The sequence below is a fragment of the Mycobacterium interjectum genome, assembly GCF_900078675.2.
Lineage (GTDB): Bacteria > Actinomycetota > Actinomycetes > Mycobacteriales > Mycobacteriaceae > Mycobacterium > Mycobacterium interjectum.
The window spans coordinates 2,566,492-2,586,364 of record NZ_LT546237.1 but is presented as its reverse complement, the minus strand read 5'-3'; the positions used below and the strand labels follow the sequence as shown (position 1 = coordinate 2,586,364).

Sequence of the window (19,873 nt, the reverse complement as noted above, 5' to 3'; positions counted from 1 at the left end):
GCTACACCAGGCCGAAGAAGGCCTTCGCGTTGGTGGACAACACCTTCCGCTTCGTCTCGTCGTCCAGACCTTCGGTCGCCTTGTTGGCCACCGCGAGGCTCCTCGGCCAGTTGGTGTCGTTGTGCGGGTAGTCGGTCTCGAACATGAGCTGATCCGGACCGACGAGGTCGAGGATGCGAAACGCGACCGGGTCACCGAAAGTGGAGAAGTAAACGCGCCCGGGTACCTGGCTGCTCGGCGGCTCGGTCAGCAGGGGATGGATGCCGCCCCAGGCCCGCCGGTCCTCCCAGACCTCGTCAACACGCTGCAGGTAGTAGGGGATCCAGCCCGCCTGCGCCTCGGCGAACGCGAGCTTCAGGTTGGGAAACTGGACGAGCTTGGCGGAGAACAGCCAGTCGACCAAGGCGATGGTGCAGTTGACCGCCATGAGGGCGCTGGTGACCACGTGCGGGGAGTCGGGTGAGGACTTGGTGAGCGAAGAGCTTGATCCGATGTGCAGCATGATGCCCACCCGATTGCGCTCGCAGGCGGCGAAGAACGGGTCCCAGTAGCCGCTGTGGATCGACGGCAGGTCGAGACGGCTGGGTAGCTCGGAGAAGCACACGGCGCGCATTCCTTTGGCGGCAACCCTTTCGACCTCCTTGACGGCGAGTTCAACGTCCCAGAGCGGGATGATGCCGAGCGGGATCAAACGACCGTTAGAGCTACCGCCCCATTCGTCGATCTGGAAGTCGTTGTAAGCCTCGACGCAGAGTTTGGCGAGTTCCTTGTCCTTGCCGTACAGAAACCGTTGGCCGCAGAAGCGGACGAGGGTGTTGGGGAAACAGGCCGAGGCCTCAATCCCGGCGATGTCCATGTCGGCGAGCCGGTCCGCGGGCCGGAAGCAGCCCGGACGCATCTCGTCGTAGGTGATCGGGTCGGTGGTGAGCTCGTCGAGGTCGTAGCCGGCAGCCGCGCTGATGAGCGGGATTGGGATGACCGCATCCTCATAGTGCCAGATGTCCGCTTCTCGGCCCTCGTCGTCCTCGACGAACGCGACATCGGAAGTCACGCTCGGATCCATGCGTCCGCGGGTGCGAACGATTCGCGGCCCAATGTCCTGGTAGCGCTGGGGCAGCCGGCTCGTCCACAGATCGGCGGGCTCCACCAGGTGGTCGTCCGGCGAGACGATCAGAATGTCTGCACTCAACGCTGCACCCCTTCGACAACGGCCTGCGCCTTCAGCTTGCGGCACACTAATTCGGGAAAGAGAATCACCATTTACACGGTACCGCATCCGTTCGTTCAGACACACCCGGGCCGCCCCAGGTCCTGGGCATTTCGACGGTGTCGAAATCCAAACGCGCCCTTGGCGGTGCGGCACTGGTCAAAGATTTCGACCGAGGGCACTCCGGGGTGTCCCGCGCGTCGGAAGACCCAGAAGGCGGAAATCACGAGTTCCGCAACGCGATAATCAACATGCGCGTGTAGGTAGATCGCACACTTCCGACGTCGATCGCGTATTCTTGACGGCACTATGCCCGCAAAGAAGCCCGCCGGTCCCGAATCCGAAACCGGCTTGGAATTGGTTGAACCCGACGTTGAGCTCTCCAGCACGTGGCAGCAGCGCACGATCGAACGGCGCCTGAGCACTGCGAGGGCGCGCGCTCTCGCCCGCAGTTCGCGGTTTCTGGCTACCGCGCTGGAGTTGGTGGAGGAGTCGGGTAAGGCCGATTTCACGATCCAGACGCTCATCGACAGGTCGAACCTGAGCCTGCGCGCGTTCTACCAACACTTCGCGGGCAAAGAAGAACTCATGTTGGCGCTTTACGAGAACGTCACGAGTCAGTTCACCGAGGACATCCGGCACGAGGTCGCCGCGGCCGACGGGCCGATGGAGCAACTCGAGGCGTTCTGCCGCGGCGTGCTGTCCCGTGCAGAGTCTTCGGAAGCCGTCGGCGGCCGGGTCATGACGATCTACAACCTCAGCCTGGAGATCGAGCGGCCGGACGACTTCGCCAAGGTGTGGGAGCCTCACTTGAAGCTGCTGACGAAGATCCTCACGTCGTGTGCCCGGGCGGGACTGGTGCGCACGGATCTGACTCCCGTGCAACTGACCACATTGCTCAACACCACACTCACCGCACTCGCTCAGATCGGGGTTTTCCATCTGGGCGGCAAGAGTCCGAGGCTCACCGAGGACCAATTGTGGGCGTGGTGCAAGCAGGCCGTCACACCGCCTGTCACCGACGTCAAGGTCAAGCCGGTGCGCAAGGCAGCGCCGCGCGCGGTGTCAGGCCGCCGGACCAAGAAGCTAACGGGGTAGGCCGAGCCCGCGCTGGGCGATGATGGTGCGGTGGACTTCGCTCGTGCCCGCGTAGATGGTGGTGCCCAGCGAGAACCGCAATGAGTGCTCGAACCGCCCGCGTTCGGGGGCGGTCGGGTCGAGATAGCTGCGCAAGCCGTCCGTGCCGACGAGCTCGACCACGTCCTGGCTACCGCGTTCGAGCGCCTCGGTGCTGAATACCTTCGACATGGAACCCTCGGCTACGGGTACCTCGCCCTGTTCAAGCATCCACACACACCGCCGCTGCAACAGCATCGACACCTCAGCCTCCATCGCGACCCGGGCGAGCCGGCGCCGGACGTCGGTATTCGCAATCGGCCGTGAGCCATCGTCGGAAATGGTGGTGGTGGCCCAGTGTTCGGCATGCTGTAACAGCCGGATCACGTGCGGGCCCCAACCCGATGCGTGTTCGTCGCGCAGGGACAGCCCGAGCACCTGCCAGCCACCGTCGACTTCGCCAATCCGCCACTCGTCGCCGACGCGGACGTCGCTGTAGAACGTGATGTTGGTGCGCTCGCCGGAAAGGGTCCACACGGCTTGTGCCTCAAAGCCGCTGGAGTCACGCGGCACCAAAAACATCGTCAGGCCCTTGTGTTTTGGCTTTTCGGGGCTCGTGCGCGCCAGCAAGAACACGAAGTCAGCGATGTGACCGTTGGTGGTGAACATCTTGGAGCCGTTGATCACCCAGTCGTCGCCGTCGCGAACGGCTTTGGTGGCCGCCGCCGCGACGTCCGACCCGCACTCCGGTTCGGTGAAGCCGAAGGCAATCGTGATGTCGCCGTTGATCGCACCGGGGAGGATGCGGTCCTTCAACGCCGGGGTGCCGATCTCCCGGATGATCGACGCGACCATTCGGGTCGTCTCGGAAAGGTACACCGGCGCGTCGAAACGCATGAGCTCCTCTTTGACGACCTGGTCATCCCATGCGTTGCGGTTCTGCCCGCCGAACTCGACGGGCCAGGCAGGCGCGAAATAGCCTTTGCCAACCAGGCCTTTGGCGAACTCCTCATCGTGTGAGACGCCGCTGCGATAGATGCGCTCTTCGAATTCGGGAGTCAGCACGCCCTGAAGGTGGGCGCGGACCTCGTCGCGGTAGGCCGCGGTATCTGCATCGAGCTGAAAATGCATCTATGCACGCCAATCTGTCGTCGCACGCACCCGGCTGATTTGGGCGGTAATGTTACTCTCAAATTCGAGAGTAACCATATCCGCACGTGATAGGACTGGCGAGGGTGGACCTGAGCTTAACCGGCGAGCAGCGACAGTTGGTGGACTCGTTCGCCGCGCTCTTTGCGCGGGAGTCAACCTCCGACCGCGTCCGGGAAGCCGAACCGGTGGGGTTTGACCCGAAGCTCTGGAAGGCGCTGCTGGATACCGGGACGGTGCAGATGGCAGTCGACGAGGCTGCAGGCGGATGGGGCGCCTCGGAACTGGAACTGGCGCTGATCGCAGAACAGTTCGGGCGCGCGGTCGCCTCCGTGCCTGTCATCGAAGCGCAGGTCGCCGCGCGCTTGCTGGCCGAGTCCGGGGAGGCCGGAGCAGTGCTGTTGGACGCGGTCCTCGCGGGCGAACGGCTGATTGCATTCGCGCCTCGCGCGGGGCATGGGCGGCGATTGGGGCTGGTGCCTGCCGGGGCGGTGGCAGACCACGTCATTGTCCTGGCGGAGGGAAAGCTGCTGGCGGTGCCGATCGGCAACAACCGCACAGCGGTGGCAAACCTCGCGTCAATGCCACTGGCGGACATCACGATTGTCGATGAGGCCGTTGTGCTCGCTGAGGGAATGCGGGCGAGCGACCTGTTTTCCGGCGCCCTCGACTTGTGGCTCGCCCTGACAGCTGTCGCGTTGGCGGGCGCGGCCAAGAAAGCCGTCGAGATCGGCGTTGACTATGCCAAACAACGCCACGCCTTCGGAACCGCGATCGGCACCTTTCAAGCCGTGTCTCACCCATTGGCCGACAGCGCCACCGCCGCCGACGGGGCGCGCCTGCTCGGCCTGAAGGCTGCGTGCGCATTCACCGACGAGCCCGAGCGCGCTCGCGAACTGGCCGCCATGGCCTTCAGTTTCGCCTATGAGACGGCCCGGGACGCGACGCGCCGCAGCCTGCACATCCACGGCGGATACGGGTTCGGCATGGAGGGTGACATTCAGTTGTATTACCGCCGAGTCCGGGGGTGGGCCATGGTTTTCGGTGATCCCGCCGGCGCAATGGACCGCGTCGCCGACGCACGCTACGGGGCGACCGCCGGATGAACGGGATCGCGCGGCGCCAGGATCGCGAAGCTCAGCGTCGCCCGTGCCGCGAGCCGGTCTCGACCCACATCGCAGACGTCGACCGCGACCACGATCATGCGTTTTCCCGCGCGGACCAGCGTGGCACTCGCACGCGCGGGGCCCTCCACGATCGGCGCCAAGAAATGGATGGACATGTCCGCGGTGCCCGCACCGCTGCCCTCACCCGCGTGCTTGACCGCAAGCCGGCCGCCGGCCACATCGATGAGCGTGGCGATCAACCCGCCTTGTAGCGCCCCCCGGTAGTTCGCCAGGTCCGGTCGGTTGTGCAGGTCGACGACGACCGACTCGTCGTTGTCGACCACGTCGTAGAACGGCAGGTGGCCGAAGAGGTGACCGGGGATGGTTACGTCCATGGGTTGGGGCGTCGATTCGCCGGACGAAGCGATAGCGGTCACGCGTCGGACCTGACCTGGTCCTTAACCGCCAGGACAACCGGGGGAGCGGTCCGCCAGTTGGGCACCCCCTGCTCCTCGCCTGCGGTGGGAAGCTTGTCTTCGCGGATCTGGGCCCAATGGGAGTGATTGAGTTGGTGCAACGTGAAACACGATTGCAGCGCATTGTAAAAGCCCATGTTGTCGACGGACTGGTTCACCGATTCCTTGATCAGCAGGGCCGCCATCGTCGGCACTTTGCAAATGCGCCTTGCCAACTCGAGTGTGCGCTCGGCGAGTTCGTCGCGCTTGAAGATCTTGCTGACCATGCCGAGCCGGTAGGCCTCTTCGATCCCGATGGCGTCGCCGGTCAACATGAGCTCCTTTGCGCGTCGCGGCCCGAACTCCCAAGGATGGCCGAAGTACTCCATCCCACACATCCCCAACCGCGTACCGACCACGTCGGCGAAGCGCACCTCTTCGCTTCCGACGATGAGGTCACACGCCCAGATCAGCATGAGCCCTGCCGAGAACACATCGCCGTGCACCTGGGCGATGGTGATCTTGCGCAGGTTGCGCCATCGCAGGTTGTTCTGGAAAAAGTAGTGCCATTCCTGCACCATCGTTCTCTCCGCGCCGTCGCGCGTGCCGCCGTTGATCGTCACGGTGGGGTGTTGGCCCGGCCCCGGGCTGAACTCGGCGCGCGCCTGCTTGGAGCCGATATCGTGACCCGACGAGAACATCGGGCCCTCACCGGCGAGGACGACGACACGGACGGTGTCATCGGCCTCGGCGCGGGCAAACGCCTGATCGAGTTCTACCAGCATGCCACGGTTCTGGGCGTTTCGCTGGTCGGGGCGGTTCAGCGAAATCCGAATGATCATGCCGTCGTCGAACGTTTCCCACTTCAAGAAGTCGTAATCGCTCACCCTTCGCGTCCAATCTCTCGTCCATAACTGGTAATGGTGTTATCAATATATGAGAAGCTATGTTCTCACAGATCGGCCGGCACGGCCGTTAGGGGTGCGGATGGCGGGCGTTCAACGAAGGCCGCGGGTAATACTCTGGGGGCCCGGGCAGGTCGGCATCGGCGCCTTGCGTGCCCTCATTGCGCATCCGGGCCTTGAGCTTGCGGGCGTTGTGGTGCATGCCGAAGCCAAGGACGGCAAGGACGCCGGCGAGCTGTGCGGAATGCCCGCGACCGGCGTCATCGCCACCCGCGACGTCGGTGCCGCTCTGTCGTTGAACGCGGACGTGGTGGCATATTTCGCATCGGGCGATTATCGCTACCACGAAGCGGCACAGGACATCGCGCGCTGCCTGCGTGCGGGGAAGGATGTGGTGTGTACCTCGCTGGTGCCCATGTGCTACCCGCCGGCGGCCGATAAGGAAACCGTCGAACTGCTCGAGGCGGCTTGCGCGGACGGCGGCACCAGCTTCTTCAATAGCGGTGTGGACCCCGGCTGGGCCAACGACGTCATCGCGCTGACGATGACGGGGTTCAGCAGTCGTGTCGACAGCATCACCATGCTCGAGATCCTCGACTACGGTCCGATCAATCAACCCGACATCATGTTCGACTTCATGGGCTTTGGACATCCGCCGGACTATCCGGCGCCCTTATTCGACCCCGTGCGCCTGGCCGCGTTGTGGGGACCCGTCGTCCACCTGGTCGCCGACGGCGTCGGGCTTCGGCTGGACCACGTCGACACATCGATCGAGAAATGGTTGGCCACCCAGCGATACGAGGTTGCGTCGGGCTGGATCGAGCCGGGCACGATGGGAGGTATGCGCTTCAAGCTTGCCGGCGTCGTGGGTGGCGAGGAGCGTGTCGTGCTGGAACACATCACTCGCATGGGCGAAGGATCCGCGCCGGACTGGCCACGGCACCCATCGCCGCACGGTGGCTACCGGGTCATCATCGACGGCCTGCCCACCTACACCGTCGACATCGAGATGCATGGCCGCGGGAACAACATGCGCGGCCTGACCTACGCGACTGTCATGCGCGAACTCAACGCCATCCCCGCTGTGATGGCCGCCCCACCCGGTTTGCTGTCCACCCTCGATCTCCCTCTGGTCATCGGTCCCGTGCGCGGCGCAACCTGGCAGGGCGTGCTGCCCACAACGGCGAAGCCGTGAGCGAGCCACAGGTCCCGCGGACGTCGGCGGACGTGTGGGAGGTCATGCGCACGGCGTCGGCGGTGCGGCGCTATCGCGACGAACCCGTCTCCGACGAGGCCATCGACACCTGCCTGCGTGCCGCGAGTTGGGCTCCGTCCGGCGGCAATCAGCAGCCGTGGAAGTTCGTCGTACTCAGATCGAGTAGCGTGCGCGACGTGGTCACAGCCGCGGCCCACAGGACATGGGACGTCATGAGCGAGTTCTATAAGTTCGAGATGCCTGAGGACGACGCTGACGACCCCAAATCGCGCGTGCTGCGAACGATGGCTGAGCACATGAGCGTCGGCGGCGCGGCGCCCGTGCTGGTGCTGTTCTGTGTCCAGCCGCAGCGCGGGACCACCGAACTTCAGCAAGGGGGTTCGATCTTTCCCGCCGTGCAGAACTTCCTGCTGGCGGCCCGCGCGCAAGGCCTCGGCGCGGCGATCACCCTGTGGCACGGGTCCTGCGAGGACCAGTTGCGATCCATGGTCGGAATTCCCGACGACTGGAAGATCGCGACCCTGCTTACCGTGGGCTGGCCCAAGGGCGGGCACCACCCGGTGCGGCGCAAACCGCTCAACGAGGTGGCAGCGACCGATCATTGGGATCAATCCTGGAGGAAGACAACGGCATGACGACCCGCAGCCCGGAAATTTCGCTGTACCTCAGGACGTTCACCGATGGCCCTCAACATGATTGGCGCCCGATGCTGGCATCGGCACAGGCGATGGACATTGCCGGCATCGACCGTGTCGTGGTGTCCGACCATGTGGTGTTCGGCGAGAACCTCGACGCCTACGGCGATCCGTCCGTAGGCGGCGCGCCCGGCGGCCGCCAACCAACTGGGCCCGACGGAAGCTGGCTGGAACCCCTTGTGGTCCTGACGGCGATCGCAGCAACCACCCAGCGGATCAGACTAGGGACGTCGATACTGCTGGCCGCCCTGCGGCGGCCCGCGGTCCTGGCCAAACAGCTCGCGACACTCGACGTCCTCTCCGAGGGCCGAGTCGATCTCGGGGTCGGGGTGGGTTGGCAGCGAGAAGAATACGACGCCGTCGGCCTGTCGTTCGCTCGTCGTGGGCGACTGCTGGATCACACGCTGGAAGTCTGCAAGACGTTGTGGACTCAGCAGCGCGCGTCGTATGACTCGCCCGAACTCTCCTTCGACGCGATTCACCAGATGCCGAAGCCGGTGCAACCCGGCGGTGTGCCGTGCTGGATCAGCGGAACGGTGAACGACGCGGTCGCACGGCGAATCGCGCGATTCGGCAGCGGATGGATTCCTTGGGGCTCTGCGTTCGCCGACCTACCAACCGCAATCGTGGCAATGAAAGACAAGATCGCCGCCCACGGCGGCGACCCCAGCGATCTGCAAATTCAGGGCGCCGCCCGGGCCGTGAAGGGCGATGACGGATCAATCGATTACGCGGCGTCGGCCGCATCGGTACCGGCACTCGTCGCCGCGGGCGTCACCGATGTCCGGTTTACGGTCGCGGTGCCAGCGGATGGCGATCGAGCGGTCGAGGTCCTGTCGCCTCTCGTTAAGGCGTTCCGCGACGTCACGATGTAATGCGGCGACGTCGCCTGATCGAATGGAGGTCGATGGTCCTGTATGCAGCTGCGTGATCACACACGGTTCGCGAAACCCGCCGTGCTCCTTCATCCGTCCGGCACCGTAGTGGGCTTCGCAAAGCTCGATGCAAGCGCTAACCGCCTCGCCCATTTCCTGCGGCGATCGGGTCTGGTAGTCGGGGACACAGTCGCAATTCTCATGGAGAACAACGAACACATCCACGCGGCGATGTGGGCGGCGCGGCGGAGTGGGCTGTACTACACGCTGGTCAACACGCATCTGAGCCACTCCGAGATCGCCTACATCGTCGCAGACAGCGGGGCCAAGGCCATCATCTCCTCGCGGGCGATGCTGGGTGGGTGCCGCGAACTGTCCGACCTGCTCGGGCCCGGACTGCCGCCGGTAGCGCTGATCGCCGACGCCGACCTCGGTGGCTGGCAGCGCTATCCCGACTGCGTGGCTCACGAACCTTCCACGCCGATCGCCGATGAGTGCGACGGCCAGCTGTTGCAGTACTCCGCAGGCAGCACCGGTCGCCCGAAGGGAATCCGCCGCCCCTTGAATCGCGAAGGCTCCGGTGTTTCGAGTTTGTCGACGCCCGTCTTCGAGGCGCTCGGGGTGAGAAACGACTCGGTCTACCTGAGCCCCGCCCCGACCTACCACACCGCACCAGCCATGTGGACGATGGCAGCGCAAGCCGCCGGCGCGACAACGGTTCTCATGGAAAAATTTGACGCCGAACAGGCCCTCGACTGCATACAGCGCTACGGTGTGACGCACGCCCAGTTCGTGCCGACGATGTTCGTGCGAATGCTGCGGCTGCCTGAAGAAACCCGGAGGCGCTACGACCTATCGACTTTGCGACGCGTCGTCCACGCCGCCGCTCCTTGTCCGCCCGAGATCAAACGCCAGATGATCGACTGGTGGGGGCCGATAGTCGACGAGTACTACGGATCATCGGAAGGGGCAGGTATCTCATTCATCCGCGCCGACGAGTGGCTTGCGCGCCCGGGATCGGTCGGTAAGCCCATGCTTGGGACGCCCCACATCCTCGATGACCATGGTGCCGAGCTCGGACCGGGACAGGTCGGCGAAATCTATTACGAGGGCGGTTATCCGTTCGAGTACCTCAATGATGAAGCGAAGACCGCCGCGGCGCGCAGTCCCGAGGGCTGGGTCACCGTAGGCGACGTAGGGTATCTCGACGAGGAGGGCTACCTGTATCTCACCGATCGCCGCAATCACATGATCATCTCCGGCGGGGTGAACATCTATCCGCAGGAGACCGAGAACCTGCTCGTCAGTCACCCGCTCGTGGTCGATGCCGCCGTCTTCGGCGTGCCTGATCCGGTGATGGGTCAGGCGGTGACCGCCGTTGTACAACTGGCGGATCCCGCCCTGGCGTCCACGAAACTGGCCGGAGAGTTGGTTAATTGGCTGCGGAATCGCATGGCGCACTACAAGTGTCCCGGCAAGCTGTACTTCGAGGCACAGCTGCCGCGAACTGATGCCGGCAAGCTCTACAAGCGCAACCTGATGGAGAAGTACGCGGTCGTCGACGGTCATGGCGCCGCCAGCTTGCCGCCGGGTGGCGCGCCCAGCTGACCGCGACGTGCATTGGTGCGTTATCCCTGCGACGCACCTTGATGATCCTGTCTCAGCAGCATCTCGCGCAGCCGCTTGGTGTCGACCTTGCCGGTGGCGCCGCGCGGAACGTCGTCGTCGGATTCCAGCACCAACCAGACCGCCGGAACCTTGAACGCACTCAACAACTTTCGGGCCGACCCACGCAGCTGCTCGGCGGTCAACGCGCGGTTGCATACGACCGCCGCGCCCACCCGCTCGCCCTGAGTGCCGGGCACGTTGGTGACGTAGGCATTGTCGACGCCATCGATGGTGCGCAGCGCTTGCTCCACCTCGCCGGGGTAGACGGTGGCGCCGCTGACCTTGAACATGTCGTCGCACCGGCCGTGGTAGAACAGGAACCCGTCGTCGTCGAAATGGGCGAGGTCGCCGGTGGGGTAGAAGCCGTCCGGTGTGAACAGCTCCTCGCGGCCGCGACGGCAGATGCCGCGCAGCGTGTGTGGACCCCGGATCTGGATCTCGCCAACGGATCCCGGCGGCACCGGCCGGCCGTCGGCGTCGACGATGCGGACCTCCATGCCGGGGAACGGTTTCCCGCAGCTGCCCCACGCCGACGGCGGCATGTCGGTGTCGGCGGCGTACCCGCAGTACGGCCCGAACGCCTCCGTCATGCCGAACAGCGCGGCCCTGGCGCCGGGTTGGGCCCGCCGTTCGGGCGGCAGCAGGGCCTCCAGGCTGCCCGGCCGCAACGCCGACAGGTCGGCGTCGACTTTGTCCGCGTGCCGCGCCAGCGCCTCGGCCTGATCGGGCCAGCCGCGAAACAGCGTGACCCGTTCGGCTTCCAGTAGCCGCAGGGTGGTTTCGGGCCGCGGCATCTCCTCGGTCACCAGCGTCGCGCCGGCCAGCAGCGCGGAGAGGATGCCGCTGCCGTAGCCGCCGACCCAGAAGAACGGCATCGGCAGATACAGCCGGGTGTCGGACGTGATGCAGCGTGCCGCGAGGCCCGCCCGCACCGCGCCCAACGCGTTGCCGTGGGAGTGGATGACCCCCTTGGGGGTTCCGCTGCTGCCCGAGGTGAACATGACGACCAACGGGTCGGCGGGGGTGACCGTCTCGGCCAGGGCGTCGACGATCCGGCGGGCCTTTTCACCGGCGGTGGCTCGCGCCAGCCGGTCGGCCGGCCAGACCTGGCGCAGGGCGGGAAGGTCGAGCGGCGGCACCGATTGCAGGTCAGCCAGGTAGCGGTGACCGCGGAACTCCGCGACGCTAACCAGGAATTGGACCGACGCGGTCCGCAGCTGCGCCACCAATTCGCCGGGCCGCAGCAGGGTACTCAACGGAACCAGCACGGCGCCGATGCGGGCCAGCGCGATCGCCACCCGCACCCAGCGGGCGCCGTTCGGCATGATCAGCCCGACGCGGCTGCCCTTGCCCACGCCGGCCTCGACGAAGACCGCGGCCAGATCTCTTGTGGTGGGCTCGAGTTCGCGATAGCTGATTCGGGCCGCCGGGTCGATCACCATCGGCTTGGCGCCGTGCCGCGCGGCCCGAGAACGAACCAGTTCGTCGATGGTGCGTTCAGGCATCGAACAGCTTCCTCAGTTTCTGCAGGTCGACCTTTCCGCTGGACAGCAGCGGTATCTCGGCGGGGGGCACGGCGAGGAACCGCTTGGGGATCTTGTACGCCGACAACGTCTCCCTGAGCCGCTCGCGCAACGCCGCCTCGTCGAACGCGCCATGGTCGTCGGGCACCAGCACGACCGCCGCTACCAACTCCCCGCGCCGGGCGTCCGGAATGCCGACGACGTGGGCGACCACGCCGCTCGCCTTGGCGATGGCCTGCTCAACCTCGGCCGGCGAGACGTTGGCGCCCGCCGTCTTGATCATCGAGCTGAGCCGGCCGACGAAATAGAAGAACCCGTCGGCGTCGGCACGCACCAAATCGCCGGTGTGAAACCAGCCGTCGGCATCGAAGCACTCCTCGCGGCTGCGCTTGTAATACCCCTGCATCACATACGGCCCGCGGATGCACAGCTCGCCGACGCCCGACGCGTCCCGGTCCGCAATCATGGTCTCGAATCCCGGCGCCGGCATGCCGAAGGACCCGCGGCGGCGTTCGGGTTGGTCGGATTCGTCGCCGCTGATCAACACGACGCTGCCGGCCTCGGTCAACCCGAGCATGTTGTGCCGCAGCTCCGGGTCGGCCGGTCGCGCGCCGGGCGCCATGATCGGGTACAGGTTGCCCCGGCGCATCGACGACAGGTCGCGCGCGGGAAAGCTCGGGTGGTCCGCGAGGTGCGCGATGCCGGCGGCGAAACCATTGGTGATGGTTGGCTTTTCCCGTTCCAGCAGCTCCAGCGTCCGACCCGCGTCGGTGGCGTTGGAGCACACCAGGGTCGATCCGGCGGCCAACGTGGCGAGCAGCCCGAACGCGAAGCCGCCGATCCAGAAGAACGGTGAATTGCAGAACAGCCTGTCCGATGCAGTCAGGCCGCGGATCTCGTTGAGGTTGCGCTGATGTGCGAGCAGGCCGGCGTGCGTGTGCACCACACCCTTCGGCGTGCTGGTGGAGCCCGACGTGTACACGATGGCCAGCGGATCACAGCCGTCGACATCGTCCTCCATCGCCGCCAGCAGGGCGGGATCGACGTTCGGCGCGAGCCGGCCCGCCCGTTCGGAATCGACGATGACGTAGCGCAATTGCGGCGTGGCGGCGACGAACAGCCGGTCGTCGCCATCCAGCTCGGCATGCGACAGCACCTCGGCCAGTCGCCGCACGTAGTCGTGGGAGCGGAACGACGGCGTGGCCAACAGGAATTCGGTGTCGCTGTCGACCAATTGCTCGCGTATCTCGCGGGCGGTGGCGAACGTGGAGAACGGGATCACCACCGCGCCGATCCGCGCTGCCGCGAGCATCCCGACGACGAACCCGGCGCCGTTCGGGTAGAGCAGCCCCACATGGGTGCCCTTGCCCGCCCCGCGCGCGATCAGTCCGCGGGCCAGTTCCGCCGAGCGCCGGTCCGCCTCGGCGTAGCCGAGGCGGTCGTCGTCGCAGACCAGCAGCGGGTGGTCGCCGCGCGAACGGGCTTGGTGCCGCAGGGTTTCCGCGACCGTGGGGGCGTCACCGGGCATGGTCGCGCTGGGCTGTGATTTCCGAGGAGCCGCCGAAAAAGAGCCTGACCGCCGCGAGATCGGGTTTGCCCGAGGGTGTCCGGGGGATGGCGTCGACGATCGCGATCTCGGTGGGGATTTCGTACCGGGCCAGTCGGGTCCGCAGGTAGTCCGCCAGCGAGTCGGCATCCGCGGACGCCGCCTCGCGCAGCTGCACCATCGCGACGGGCGTCTCGCCGAGGCGTTTGTCGGGCCGCCCGACCACGGCCGCGCCCGCCACCGCGGGGTGAGCCTCCAGCGCGACGCGCACCTCGTCGGGCATCACCTTGAACCCGCCGCGGATGATCGCCTGGTCGGCCCGCCCGACGATCCAGACGAAGCCGTCGGCGTCGATGCGCGCCAGATCCGTGGTCCGCATCCAGTTCGCCGCCGGGCCCAGTTGTCCCGGCTTGACCTCGAGCAGGCCGACCCGGTCGGGCCCGAGCGTCGCGCCCTCGTCGTCGACCACCCGAAGCTGCGCGCCCGGGTTGGCCCGGCCGACGCTGCCGCGCTTGGCCTGCCAGTATTCCCTGTGGTCGGCAAGGGTCCAGCCGGCCACCCCGCCGCCGAATTCCGTTGCGGCGTAGGAGGTCAGCACCGGAATGCCGTACTTGTCGGTGAAGGCGTCGGCATCATCGGCCGAAAGCGGGGCCGTGCCGCACGTGACGGCGCGGACGCTTTCCAGGTCGGCCCGCGTCAGATCGGAGTGCAGCACCGTCCGCAGCGCGGCCGGCACCAGCGACACGGTGCGGGGCCGGTGCCTGCGCACCGCCTCGGCCCACGCTCCGAGCTCGAATCGTTCCAGCAGCACAAAGGGTCTGGCCCCGGCGATGCACTGCAGGACGCGGAAGACGCCGCCGATATGCACCAGCGGCGAGTTGACGATCGCTACGCCGCGTCGCAGCTCCGTGGGCGCCGGCGCGGCGCCGGGGTCGTGGCCCATGACGCTGCGGGCCAGCATGTCGTAGGTCAGGTCGATCCGTTTGGGCGGCCCGGTCGTTCCGCTGGTCAGCATCCGCACCGCCACGCCGGGCTGTGTGCGGGATCCCACGCTCCCGCAGGCGGGAACGCCGTCCAGGGAGGCCGAAACCTCCAGCGTCGCGGTCCCCGGCGGGACCAGCGCGGCCAGGTCGTCGGCCTCGCCGATGATCAGCGGCAGCCGCAGCGCGGCGATGTCGGCCCGGGTGCGCTCGTCGCCGCGGGCGGGGTTGATGGTGACGACGGTTCCGCCACCCAGCAGCACCCCGAGGAAGGCCGCCACCTGGCCGGGCCGGTTGCGCAGCAGCATCCCGATGCTGCCGCTTTGGCCGGCCAGGGGCGCGATGCTGCGCGCCGTGTCGCCCACCCGGCGCCACGGGACCCATTGCCCCTCATACTCGATCGCGTGCGCGTCCGGCCGCAGTTCGAGCACGTCTGCGATGCGCCGACTGAGCGGGTGCAGAGGCATCAGCGGATCTTCGGCGGGCGCGCACCGGCGTCGCCTTGGCGGGCGGCCAGTTCGGCGGTGCCGATCGGGTTGCCCAGCCGCGTGTAGATGAGCCCCTGTTCCATGGCGGCGCGGTAGGGCTTGTCCAGCGATTCCCAGATCGCCTTCACGGTGCCCTGGGTCGCCGACGGCGGCTTGTCGGCGATCGTCGCCGCGATCTCGTGGGCGCGGTGCCACAGCCGGTCGGCGGGGACCACCTCCGTCACCAGTCCGATCCGCAGGGCGGTCTCGGCGCTGACCCGTTCGTCGTTGCCCATCAGTGCCATCCGCAACGTCTCGCCCAGGCCGACGCGCCGCATCAGGCCGATGGGCTCCAGCGCGCACACCAGCCCGGCCGAAACGTGGGAGTCGAAAAACGTGGCGTCCTGCGAGCAGATGACCACGTCCGATTCGTTGATGAAGTAGAAAGCCCCCGCGGTGCACATGCCCTGAACGGCGCACACGACCGGCTTCCACATCTTCTGCCACTTGGGACTGAGCGCTTCACCGGGATCCTCGTGATTCCACACGTTTTCCGGTTGACCGTACGGCGTCTTGATGTCGAGCCCGGCGCAAAACGCCCGGTCGCCGGCGGCCCGCAGCACCACCGCATGCACCGACTCGTCGAGTTTGACCGCCTGCCAGGCCCGGGCCATCTCCTCGCACATGGTGCGGTCGAACGCGTTGAGCCGCCCGGGCCGATTGAGCGTGATGGTGGCGACGTGGTCGCCCGCATTGACGTCGAGGAGGATCGTTTCGAAACGCACTGCCTTCACCGGCATTTCCAATTGGGTTGACGTTTCTCGACAAAAGCCCTGGGGCCTTCCTGGGCGTCCTCCGTCCGCAGCACGCGCTCGCGGAAGGTTTCGGCGAGTATCTCGGCCTCGTGCAGCGGCACATTCAGGCCCTTGAGGATGGCCAGCCGGGTTCCCCGGACCGCGAGCGGCGCATTGGAATTGATGATCTCGGCGATCTCGCGGGCCCGGTCCAGCAGTCGGTCGTGCTCGACGATTTCGCTGATCAACCCGAGGTCATAGGCGCGTTGCGCGCTCATCCGTTCGTGCTTGCCCATCAGGGCCATCCGCAGGGCGATCGAGCGGGGCAATACCCGGGATATCCGCACCAGTTCCCGTCCGGCCACCAGCCCGATGCTGACGTGCGGATCGAAAAAGGTCGCCTGCTCGGAGGCGATGACGATGTCCGTGGTCGTGACCCAATCCATGCCGGCGCCGCAGCACAATCCGTTGACGGCGGTCAGCACCGGCTTGGCCATAGTGCGAAACGGTGGGGTCCCCTCCTGCGGGGCCTCCCACTGGTCATACGTCGACAGGTACGGCCGCTCGTAGATCACCTTGCCGTCTTCGGGGATCTCTTTGACGTCGGCGCCTGTGCAGAACGCGCGGCCGGTGCCGGTGACGATCAACAGCCACACCTTGTCGTCGTTCTCGGCCTCGTCGTAGGCGGCGCGGAGTTCGGTGATCATGTGCGGGCTGAGCGCGTTGAGGGCCTCCGGGCGATTCAGCGTGATGGTGGCGGTATGGCCGTCGAGTTCGTATGTGATGGTGTCGAACGTCGGCATGGTCATCGGCCCTCAAATCTCGGTGCGCGTCGTTGCCGAAACGCTTCCAGTCCCTCTTTGAAATCGCCCGTCCGGCAGGAGAGTTCCAGATTGAACAGTTCCTGCGTCATGGCCTGGCCCAGCGTCGCGTGCTGGCCGAAACCCAGCGCCTGCTTGGCCAGCCCGATCGCCGCCGTGGGCCCGCCGGCCAGCCGCTCCACCAGCTTCCCGGCGGTGTCGTCGAGGTCGGGTCCCGGGACCACCTGGTGGATCAGGCCCCAGTCGGCCGCATCCGTCGCGCCCACTTTCTCGCCGAGCAACAGCATCCGCCTGGCCCGCGCCACCCCGATCAGCCGCGGCAGCAACCAGGTGGAGCCCGAATCGGGGCTGAAGCCGCGGTCGACGAACGGTTCCCAGAACACCGCATCGTCGGCGGCCACGGCGAAGTCGGCGGCCAGCGCGAGATTGCAGCCGAACCCCACCGCCCGGCCCCGAACGCTGCAGACCACCGGCAGCTGGACGCTCGTCACGAGTTCGATGACCCGGTGGGCGGCATGGGGGATCCGCCGCACCAAATCGCCCGCGCGCGGCCGTCGCCCGCCGAGATCGTTGGCGGCGACCCAGTCGGCGCCGGCGCAGAAGTCGTCCCCCGCCCCGCCGATGTGAATCGCGCGCAGCGAATCGTCGGCGGCGGCACCGGTCAACGCGTCGACCAAAGTCTCGATCATCAAGTGGGTCAACGCGTTACGCCGGGCGGCGCGGTCGAGTGTGATCCGCAAGACCGCGCCGTCCCGGCACGCCGTGACCGAACCGTCGGCGCCGGCCGTATCGGCCTCGTGATTCACCGTGTACCCGGCCTTTCCCCGCCGATACGGTTACCCATACAGTAGGCAATACGATTGATACGGGTATAAGTTAGCAAGGAAACTCCAACGACGGAACAACCGGGGGAGCCCGGTGAAGGCGGGCAGCATGGTCGGCGACGCGAAGTTCGGGGAGGCGCCGCTCGCCCAAACCGTGGCGGCCGCCGGCGCCATGCGTCGCCTCAGCTCGCTGCTGCTCTCCCTCGAACACCCGCACCCGACCGTGGACGCGATGCTCGCAAAGTTCGCCGAATGGGAGGGTGAGCTGGCCCCCGCGGCCGCGGCGGACCCGGCGCCGCGCATCGGGGAGCTTCCCGGCGATCCCCGGCGGGTCTACCTCAACCACGCCACCGACATCGGCGCCTACAACCCGTGCTTTCCCGAATACCGGTTCGATCGGCTCGACGCCGAGAAAGCCGGCGGGGTGGTGTGCTTCCCGCTCGTCTACGAGGGGCCGCCCGGGCTGGTGCACGGCGGCTTCCTCGGCCTCTTCTTCGACTGCGTGATCCAGCACCACAACTGCGTCACCGGTCTTTCCGGCAAGACGCGGTCGCTGCTGGTCAACTTCCGCCGGCCGACCCCGGTGCTCACCGAGCTGCGTTTCGACATCGATCGGTCGCACGTCGAGCGGGGCATCGCGTCGAGCGCGCGGCTGCTGCTCGGCGACGAGGTGCTCTGTACGGGCGAGGTCACCACGTTGGCGTCGCCGCCGGAGCAGCTGACCGGATTCAAATTCGGCAGGCGGCGAAGGGAATGGGACAGATGAGCTCCTCCAACGTTTCCGACGATCGGGTGCTCTTCGAGGTCGAACCCGACCGGCGAATCGCGACCATCACTTTGAACAACCCCAAGCAGCGCAATTCCTACGACGCCGCGATGCGCGAGGCCATCGCCCGCTGCCTGGATCGCGTGGCCGACGACGACGACCTGACGGTGGTGCTCTTGCGCGGAGCCGAGGGCGTCTTTTCCACCGGCGCCGACATGAACAACGCGTACGGCTGGTACGGCGACGACAAGGCCCACCCGTCCGAGGACGCCGCGGCCACGCGCCGCCCCAGCCAGCGCCGCCGACTCACGGTGGACCGCAAGTCTTTTGGCTTCTACCACAACCTCATGGGCTTCCCGAAGGTGACCGTGGGCGAGATCGCCGGCTATGCGCTGGGCGGTGGCTTCGAGATGGCGCTGATGACGGACATCTCCGTCATTGCGCGCGACACCAAGATCGGCATGCCGGCGACCCGCTTCCTCGGGCCCGCGCTCGGCAGCCTGCACATGTTCTTCCATCGGCTGGGCCCGGTACTGGCCCGGCGCCTGCTGTTGACCGGCGACATCGTCGAAGCCGGCGAGATCGAGCACCTCGGAATCTTCACCGACACATGCGATCCCGGCTCGGTGACCGGTCGGGCGCGGTATTGGGCCGAGAAGGCGGCGAAGATGCCCGCCGACGGGGTCGTGATCGCCAAGGAAGCGTTCCGCCTCGTCGAGCAGACGCAGGCCTATAACGGCGAGGAAGTCGCGAGCTATCTGTTTCACGCCTTCGGGACCAACCTGCAGTTCGCCCCCGGCGAGTTCAACTTCGTGAAGACCCGCGCACAGCACGGCGCCAAGGAGGCGTTCCGGCTGCGTGACGAGCACTTCCACGTGCCGGAGCCCGAGGCGTAACCGCGCCATCACGCCGAGCGTGCAGCCAGGGCGAGAAATCGGCCAAAAAGCCGCCGTCAGTTCACGCTCGACGCTGCACAGCGGCAGGGTGGGCCTTAACGCGACTTGGCTGCCTTGCGTTGACGCGACTGGGCCGACGCTTTGGCGCCCTTCTCGATCAGACTGCCGGCGTAGTTGAGGATGCAGTCCAGGCCGAACTCGAAATTCGCTTCGTCGGGAGCGGCGATCCGATGTCCCTGCCCGGTCACCTGGGCGATCAGCGGAGTGGTGGCCGGATCGATGGCCACCGCGTCCTCGATGGCGCGCGGTCCGCTGTCCGGCGTCTGGTTCTTGTCGTAGAGCCGTTGCAGCACCACCGAACCGCGGACATGCAGCGAGACCGCGGAGTAGGTGTCGAAGGCGTCCTCGGGCGACAGGCCGGCCTCCACCAGGTTGGCGATCGCGCGCTCCATCTCCTGAGCGCCCACCCGCGCCGCCTTCGGACTCAGGGCGGCGCGAATGAGAATCAGGTCGCACAGGATTGGGTTGCCCATGAAGGTTTTACGCATCAGGCGGGCATGGTTGCGCAGCGTCTCGCGCCAGTCGCTGGCTTCGACATAGGGGGTGGCGAAGACGTACTTGCCCAGGGCACGGTCGGTCATGGCGTTGAGCAGATCGTCCTTCTTGCGGAAGTACCAGTAGATGCTGGTCACGCCCACGCCGAGGTGTTTGCCCAGCAGCGGCATGCTCAGGTTGTCTATCGACACTTGCTCCGCGAGTTCGAATGCGCCACTGATGATGTCGTCGGGATTGATGGACCCGCGCTCGCGTCGTTGACGCTTCTCGGCGGTTGCCTGCTTTGCCACTACGGGCACCTCCATCAGG

At 66.6% G+C, this 19,873-nt stretch carries 19 protein-coding genes; 8 read left to right on the top strand and 11 right to left on the bottom strand.

Features of this window, described 5'->3' with window-relative positions:
- Window position 1 precedes the first annotated feature (1 nt).
- The gene (locus BN4348_RS46755; RefSeq protein WP_066914527.1) at window positions 2-1,189 is read right to left on the bottom strand and encodes an amidohydrolase family protein; all 1,188 of its coding nucleotides are present in this window, start codon (window positions 1,187-1,189) and stop codon (window positions 2-4) included.
- A gap of 327 nt (window positions 1,190-1,516) precedes the next feature.
- On the opposite strand from BN4348_RS46755, the gene BN4348_RS46750 reads away from it, so the two are divergent.
- On the top strand, window positions 1,517-2,305 hold the full coding sequence (locus tag BN4348_RS46750; protein WP_066914526.1) for a TetR/AcrR family transcriptional regulator: 789 nt from the start codon (window positions 1,517-1,519) through the stop codon (window positions 2,303-2,305).
- Here BN4348_RS46750 and BN4348_RS46745 read toward each other — a convergent pair.
- Window positions 2,294-3,454 (bottom strand): acyl-CoA dehydrogenase family protein, encoded by a 1,161-nt coding sequence (locus tag BN4348_RS46745; RefSeq protein WP_066914525.1) that lies wholly within the window; start codon window positions 3,452-3,454, stop codon window positions 2,294-2,296. The two genes, BN4348_RS46750 and BN4348_RS46745, sit on opposite strands and share 12 nt — an antisense overlap.
- 104 nt (window positions 3,455-3,558) lie before the next feature.
- On the opposite strand from BN4348_RS46745, the gene BN4348_RS46740 reads away from it, so the two are divergent.
- Complete coding sequence (locus tag BN4348_RS46740) at window positions 3,559-4,578, top strand: acyl-CoA dehydrogenase family protein (protein ID WP_066914524.1); 1,020 nt, start codon at window positions 3,559-3,561, stop codon at window positions 4,576-4,578.
- Here the strand turns inward: BN4348_RS46740 and BN4348_RS46735 are convergent.
- Window positions 4,557-4,973, bottom strand: coding sequence for a PaaI family thioesterase (locus BN4348_RS46735; RefSeq protein ID WP_066914523.1), 417 nt, complete (start codon window positions 4,971-4,973; stop codon window positions 4,557-4,559). The two genes, BN4348_RS46740 and BN4348_RS46735, sit on opposite strands and share 22 nt — an antisense overlap.
- A 38-nt stretch (window positions 4,974-5,011) precedes the next feature.
- Complete coding sequence (locus BN4348_RS46730; protein ID WP_066914521.1) at window positions 5,012-5,920, bottom strand: enoyl-CoA hydratase; 909 nt, start codon at window positions 5,918-5,920, stop codon at window positions 5,012-5,014.
- A 100-nt stretch (window positions 5,921-6,020) separates the two neighbouring features.
- On the opposite strand from BN4348_RS46730, the gene BN4348_RS46725 reads away from it, so the two are divergent.
- From BN4348_RS46725 to fadD4, 4 genes are read left to right on the top strand one after another with little or no spacing between them, the layout of a single operon-like run.
- Window positions 6,021-7,133 (top strand): NAD(P)H-dependent amine dehydrogenase family protein, encoded by a 1,113-nt coding sequence (locus BN4348_RS46725; RefSeq protein ID WP_066914519.1) that lies wholly within the window; start codon window positions 6,021-6,023, stop codon window positions 7,131-7,133.
- Window positions 7,134-7,177: 44 nt separating this feature from the next.
- The gene (locus BN4348_RS46720; RefSeq protein WP_066914617.1) at window positions 7,178-7,789 is read left to right on the top strand and encodes a nitroreductase family protein; all 612 of its coding nucleotides are present in this window, start codon (window positions 7,178-7,180) and stop codon (window positions 7,787-7,789) included.
- Window positions 7,786-8,724 (top strand): TIGR03619 family F420-dependent LLM class oxidoreductase, encoded by a 939-nt coding sequence (locus tag BN4348_RS46715; RefSeq protein ID WP_066914517.1) that lies wholly within the window; start codon window positions 7,786-7,788, stop codon window positions 8,722-8,724. Before BN4348_RS46720 ends, BN4348_RS46715 begins: the two co-directional genes overlap by 4 nt.
- A 42-nt stretch (window positions 8,725-8,766) precedes the next feature.
- Window positions 8,767-10,332, top strand: coding sequence for a fatty-acid--CoA ligase FadD4 (gene fadD4, locus BN4348_RS46710; protein ID WP_066914515.1), 1,566 nt, complete (start codon window positions 8,767-8,769; stop codon window positions 10,330-10,332).
- Between the two features lie 20 nt (window positions 10,333-10,352).
- Here fadD4 and BN4348_RS46705 read toward each other — a convergent pair whose 3' ends face one another.
- The 6 genes from BN4348_RS46705 to BN4348_RS46680 are packed head-to-tail and all read right to left on the bottom strand — an operon-like array spanning window position 10,353 to window position 17,329.
- Window positions 10,353-11,897, bottom strand: coding sequence for a class I adenylate-forming enzyme family protein (locus tag BN4348_RS46705; protein WP_066914514.1), 1,545 nt, complete (start codon window positions 11,895-11,897; stop codon window positions 10,353-10,355).
- Window positions 11,890-13,443 carry a class I adenylate-forming enzyme family protein gene (locus BN4348_RS46700; protein ID WP_066914511.1) on the bottom strand — a complete coding sequence of 518 codons (1,554 nt, stop codon included), beginning with the start codon at window positions 13,441-13,443 and terminating at the stop codon, window positions 11,890-11,892. The genes BN4348_RS46705 and BN4348_RS46700 overlap by 8 nt, the downstream gene beginning before the upstream one ends.
- Window positions 13,433-14,908 (bottom strand): class I adenylate-forming enzyme family protein, encoded by a 1,476-nt coding sequence (locus BN4348_RS46695; protein WP_066914509.1) that lies wholly within the window; start codon window positions 14,906-14,908, stop codon window positions 13,433-13,435. The genes BN4348_RS46700 and BN4348_RS46695 overlap by 11 nt, the downstream gene beginning before the upstream one ends.
- Window positions 14,908-15,708, bottom strand: a complete 801-nt coding sequence (locus BN4348_RS46690) for an enoyl-CoA hydratase/isomerase family protein (protein ID WP_066914507.1) — start codon at window positions 15,706-15,708, stop codon at window positions 14,908-14,910. Before BN4348_RS46690 ends, BN4348_RS46695 begins: the two co-directional genes overlap by 1 nt.
- The gene (locus BN4348_RS46685) at window positions 15,699-16,511 is read right to left on the bottom strand and encodes an enoyl-CoA hydratase/isomerase family protein (protein ID WP_066914505.1); all 813 of its coding nucleotides are present in this window, start codon (window positions 16,509-16,511) and stop codon (window positions 15,699-15,701) included. Before BN4348_RS46685 ends, BN4348_RS46690 begins: the two co-directional genes overlap by 10 nt.
- A complete protein-coding gene (locus tag BN4348_RS46680) occupies window positions 16,508-17,329 on the bottom strand; it encodes an enoyl-CoA hydratase-related protein (protein ID WP_066914503.1) in 822 nt (273 codons plus the stop codon). The genes BN4348_RS46685 and BN4348_RS46680 overlap by 4 nt, the downstream gene beginning before the upstream one ends.
- A gap of 127 nt (window positions 17,330-17,456) precedes the next feature.
- Between BN4348_RS46680 and BN4348_RS46675 the strand changes: the two genes are divergently transcribed.
- On the top strand, window positions 17,457-18,113 hold the full coding sequence (locus tag BN4348_RS46675; protein ID WP_066914616.1) for a hypothetical protein: 657 nt from the start codon (window positions 17,457-17,459) through the stop codon (window positions 18,111-18,113).
- The gene (locus BN4348_RS46670; protein ID WP_066914501.1) at window positions 18,110-19,009 is read left to right on the top strand and encodes an enoyl-CoA hydratase/isomerase family protein; all 900 of its coding nucleotides are present in this window, start codon (window positions 18,110-18,112) and stop codon (window positions 19,007-19,009) included. Before BN4348_RS46675 ends, BN4348_RS46670 begins: the two co-directional genes overlap by 4 nt.
- A gap of 95 nt (window positions 19,010-19,104) precedes the next feature.
- Here the strand turns inward: BN4348_RS46670 and BN4348_RS46665 are convergent, their stop codons facing one another.
- Entirely contained in the window at window positions 19,105-19,869 is a 765-nt protein-coding gene (locus tag BN4348_RS46665; protein WP_066914500.1) for a TetR/AcrR family transcriptional regulator, read from the bottom strand.
- Window positions 19,870-19,873 lie beyond the last annotated feature (4 nt).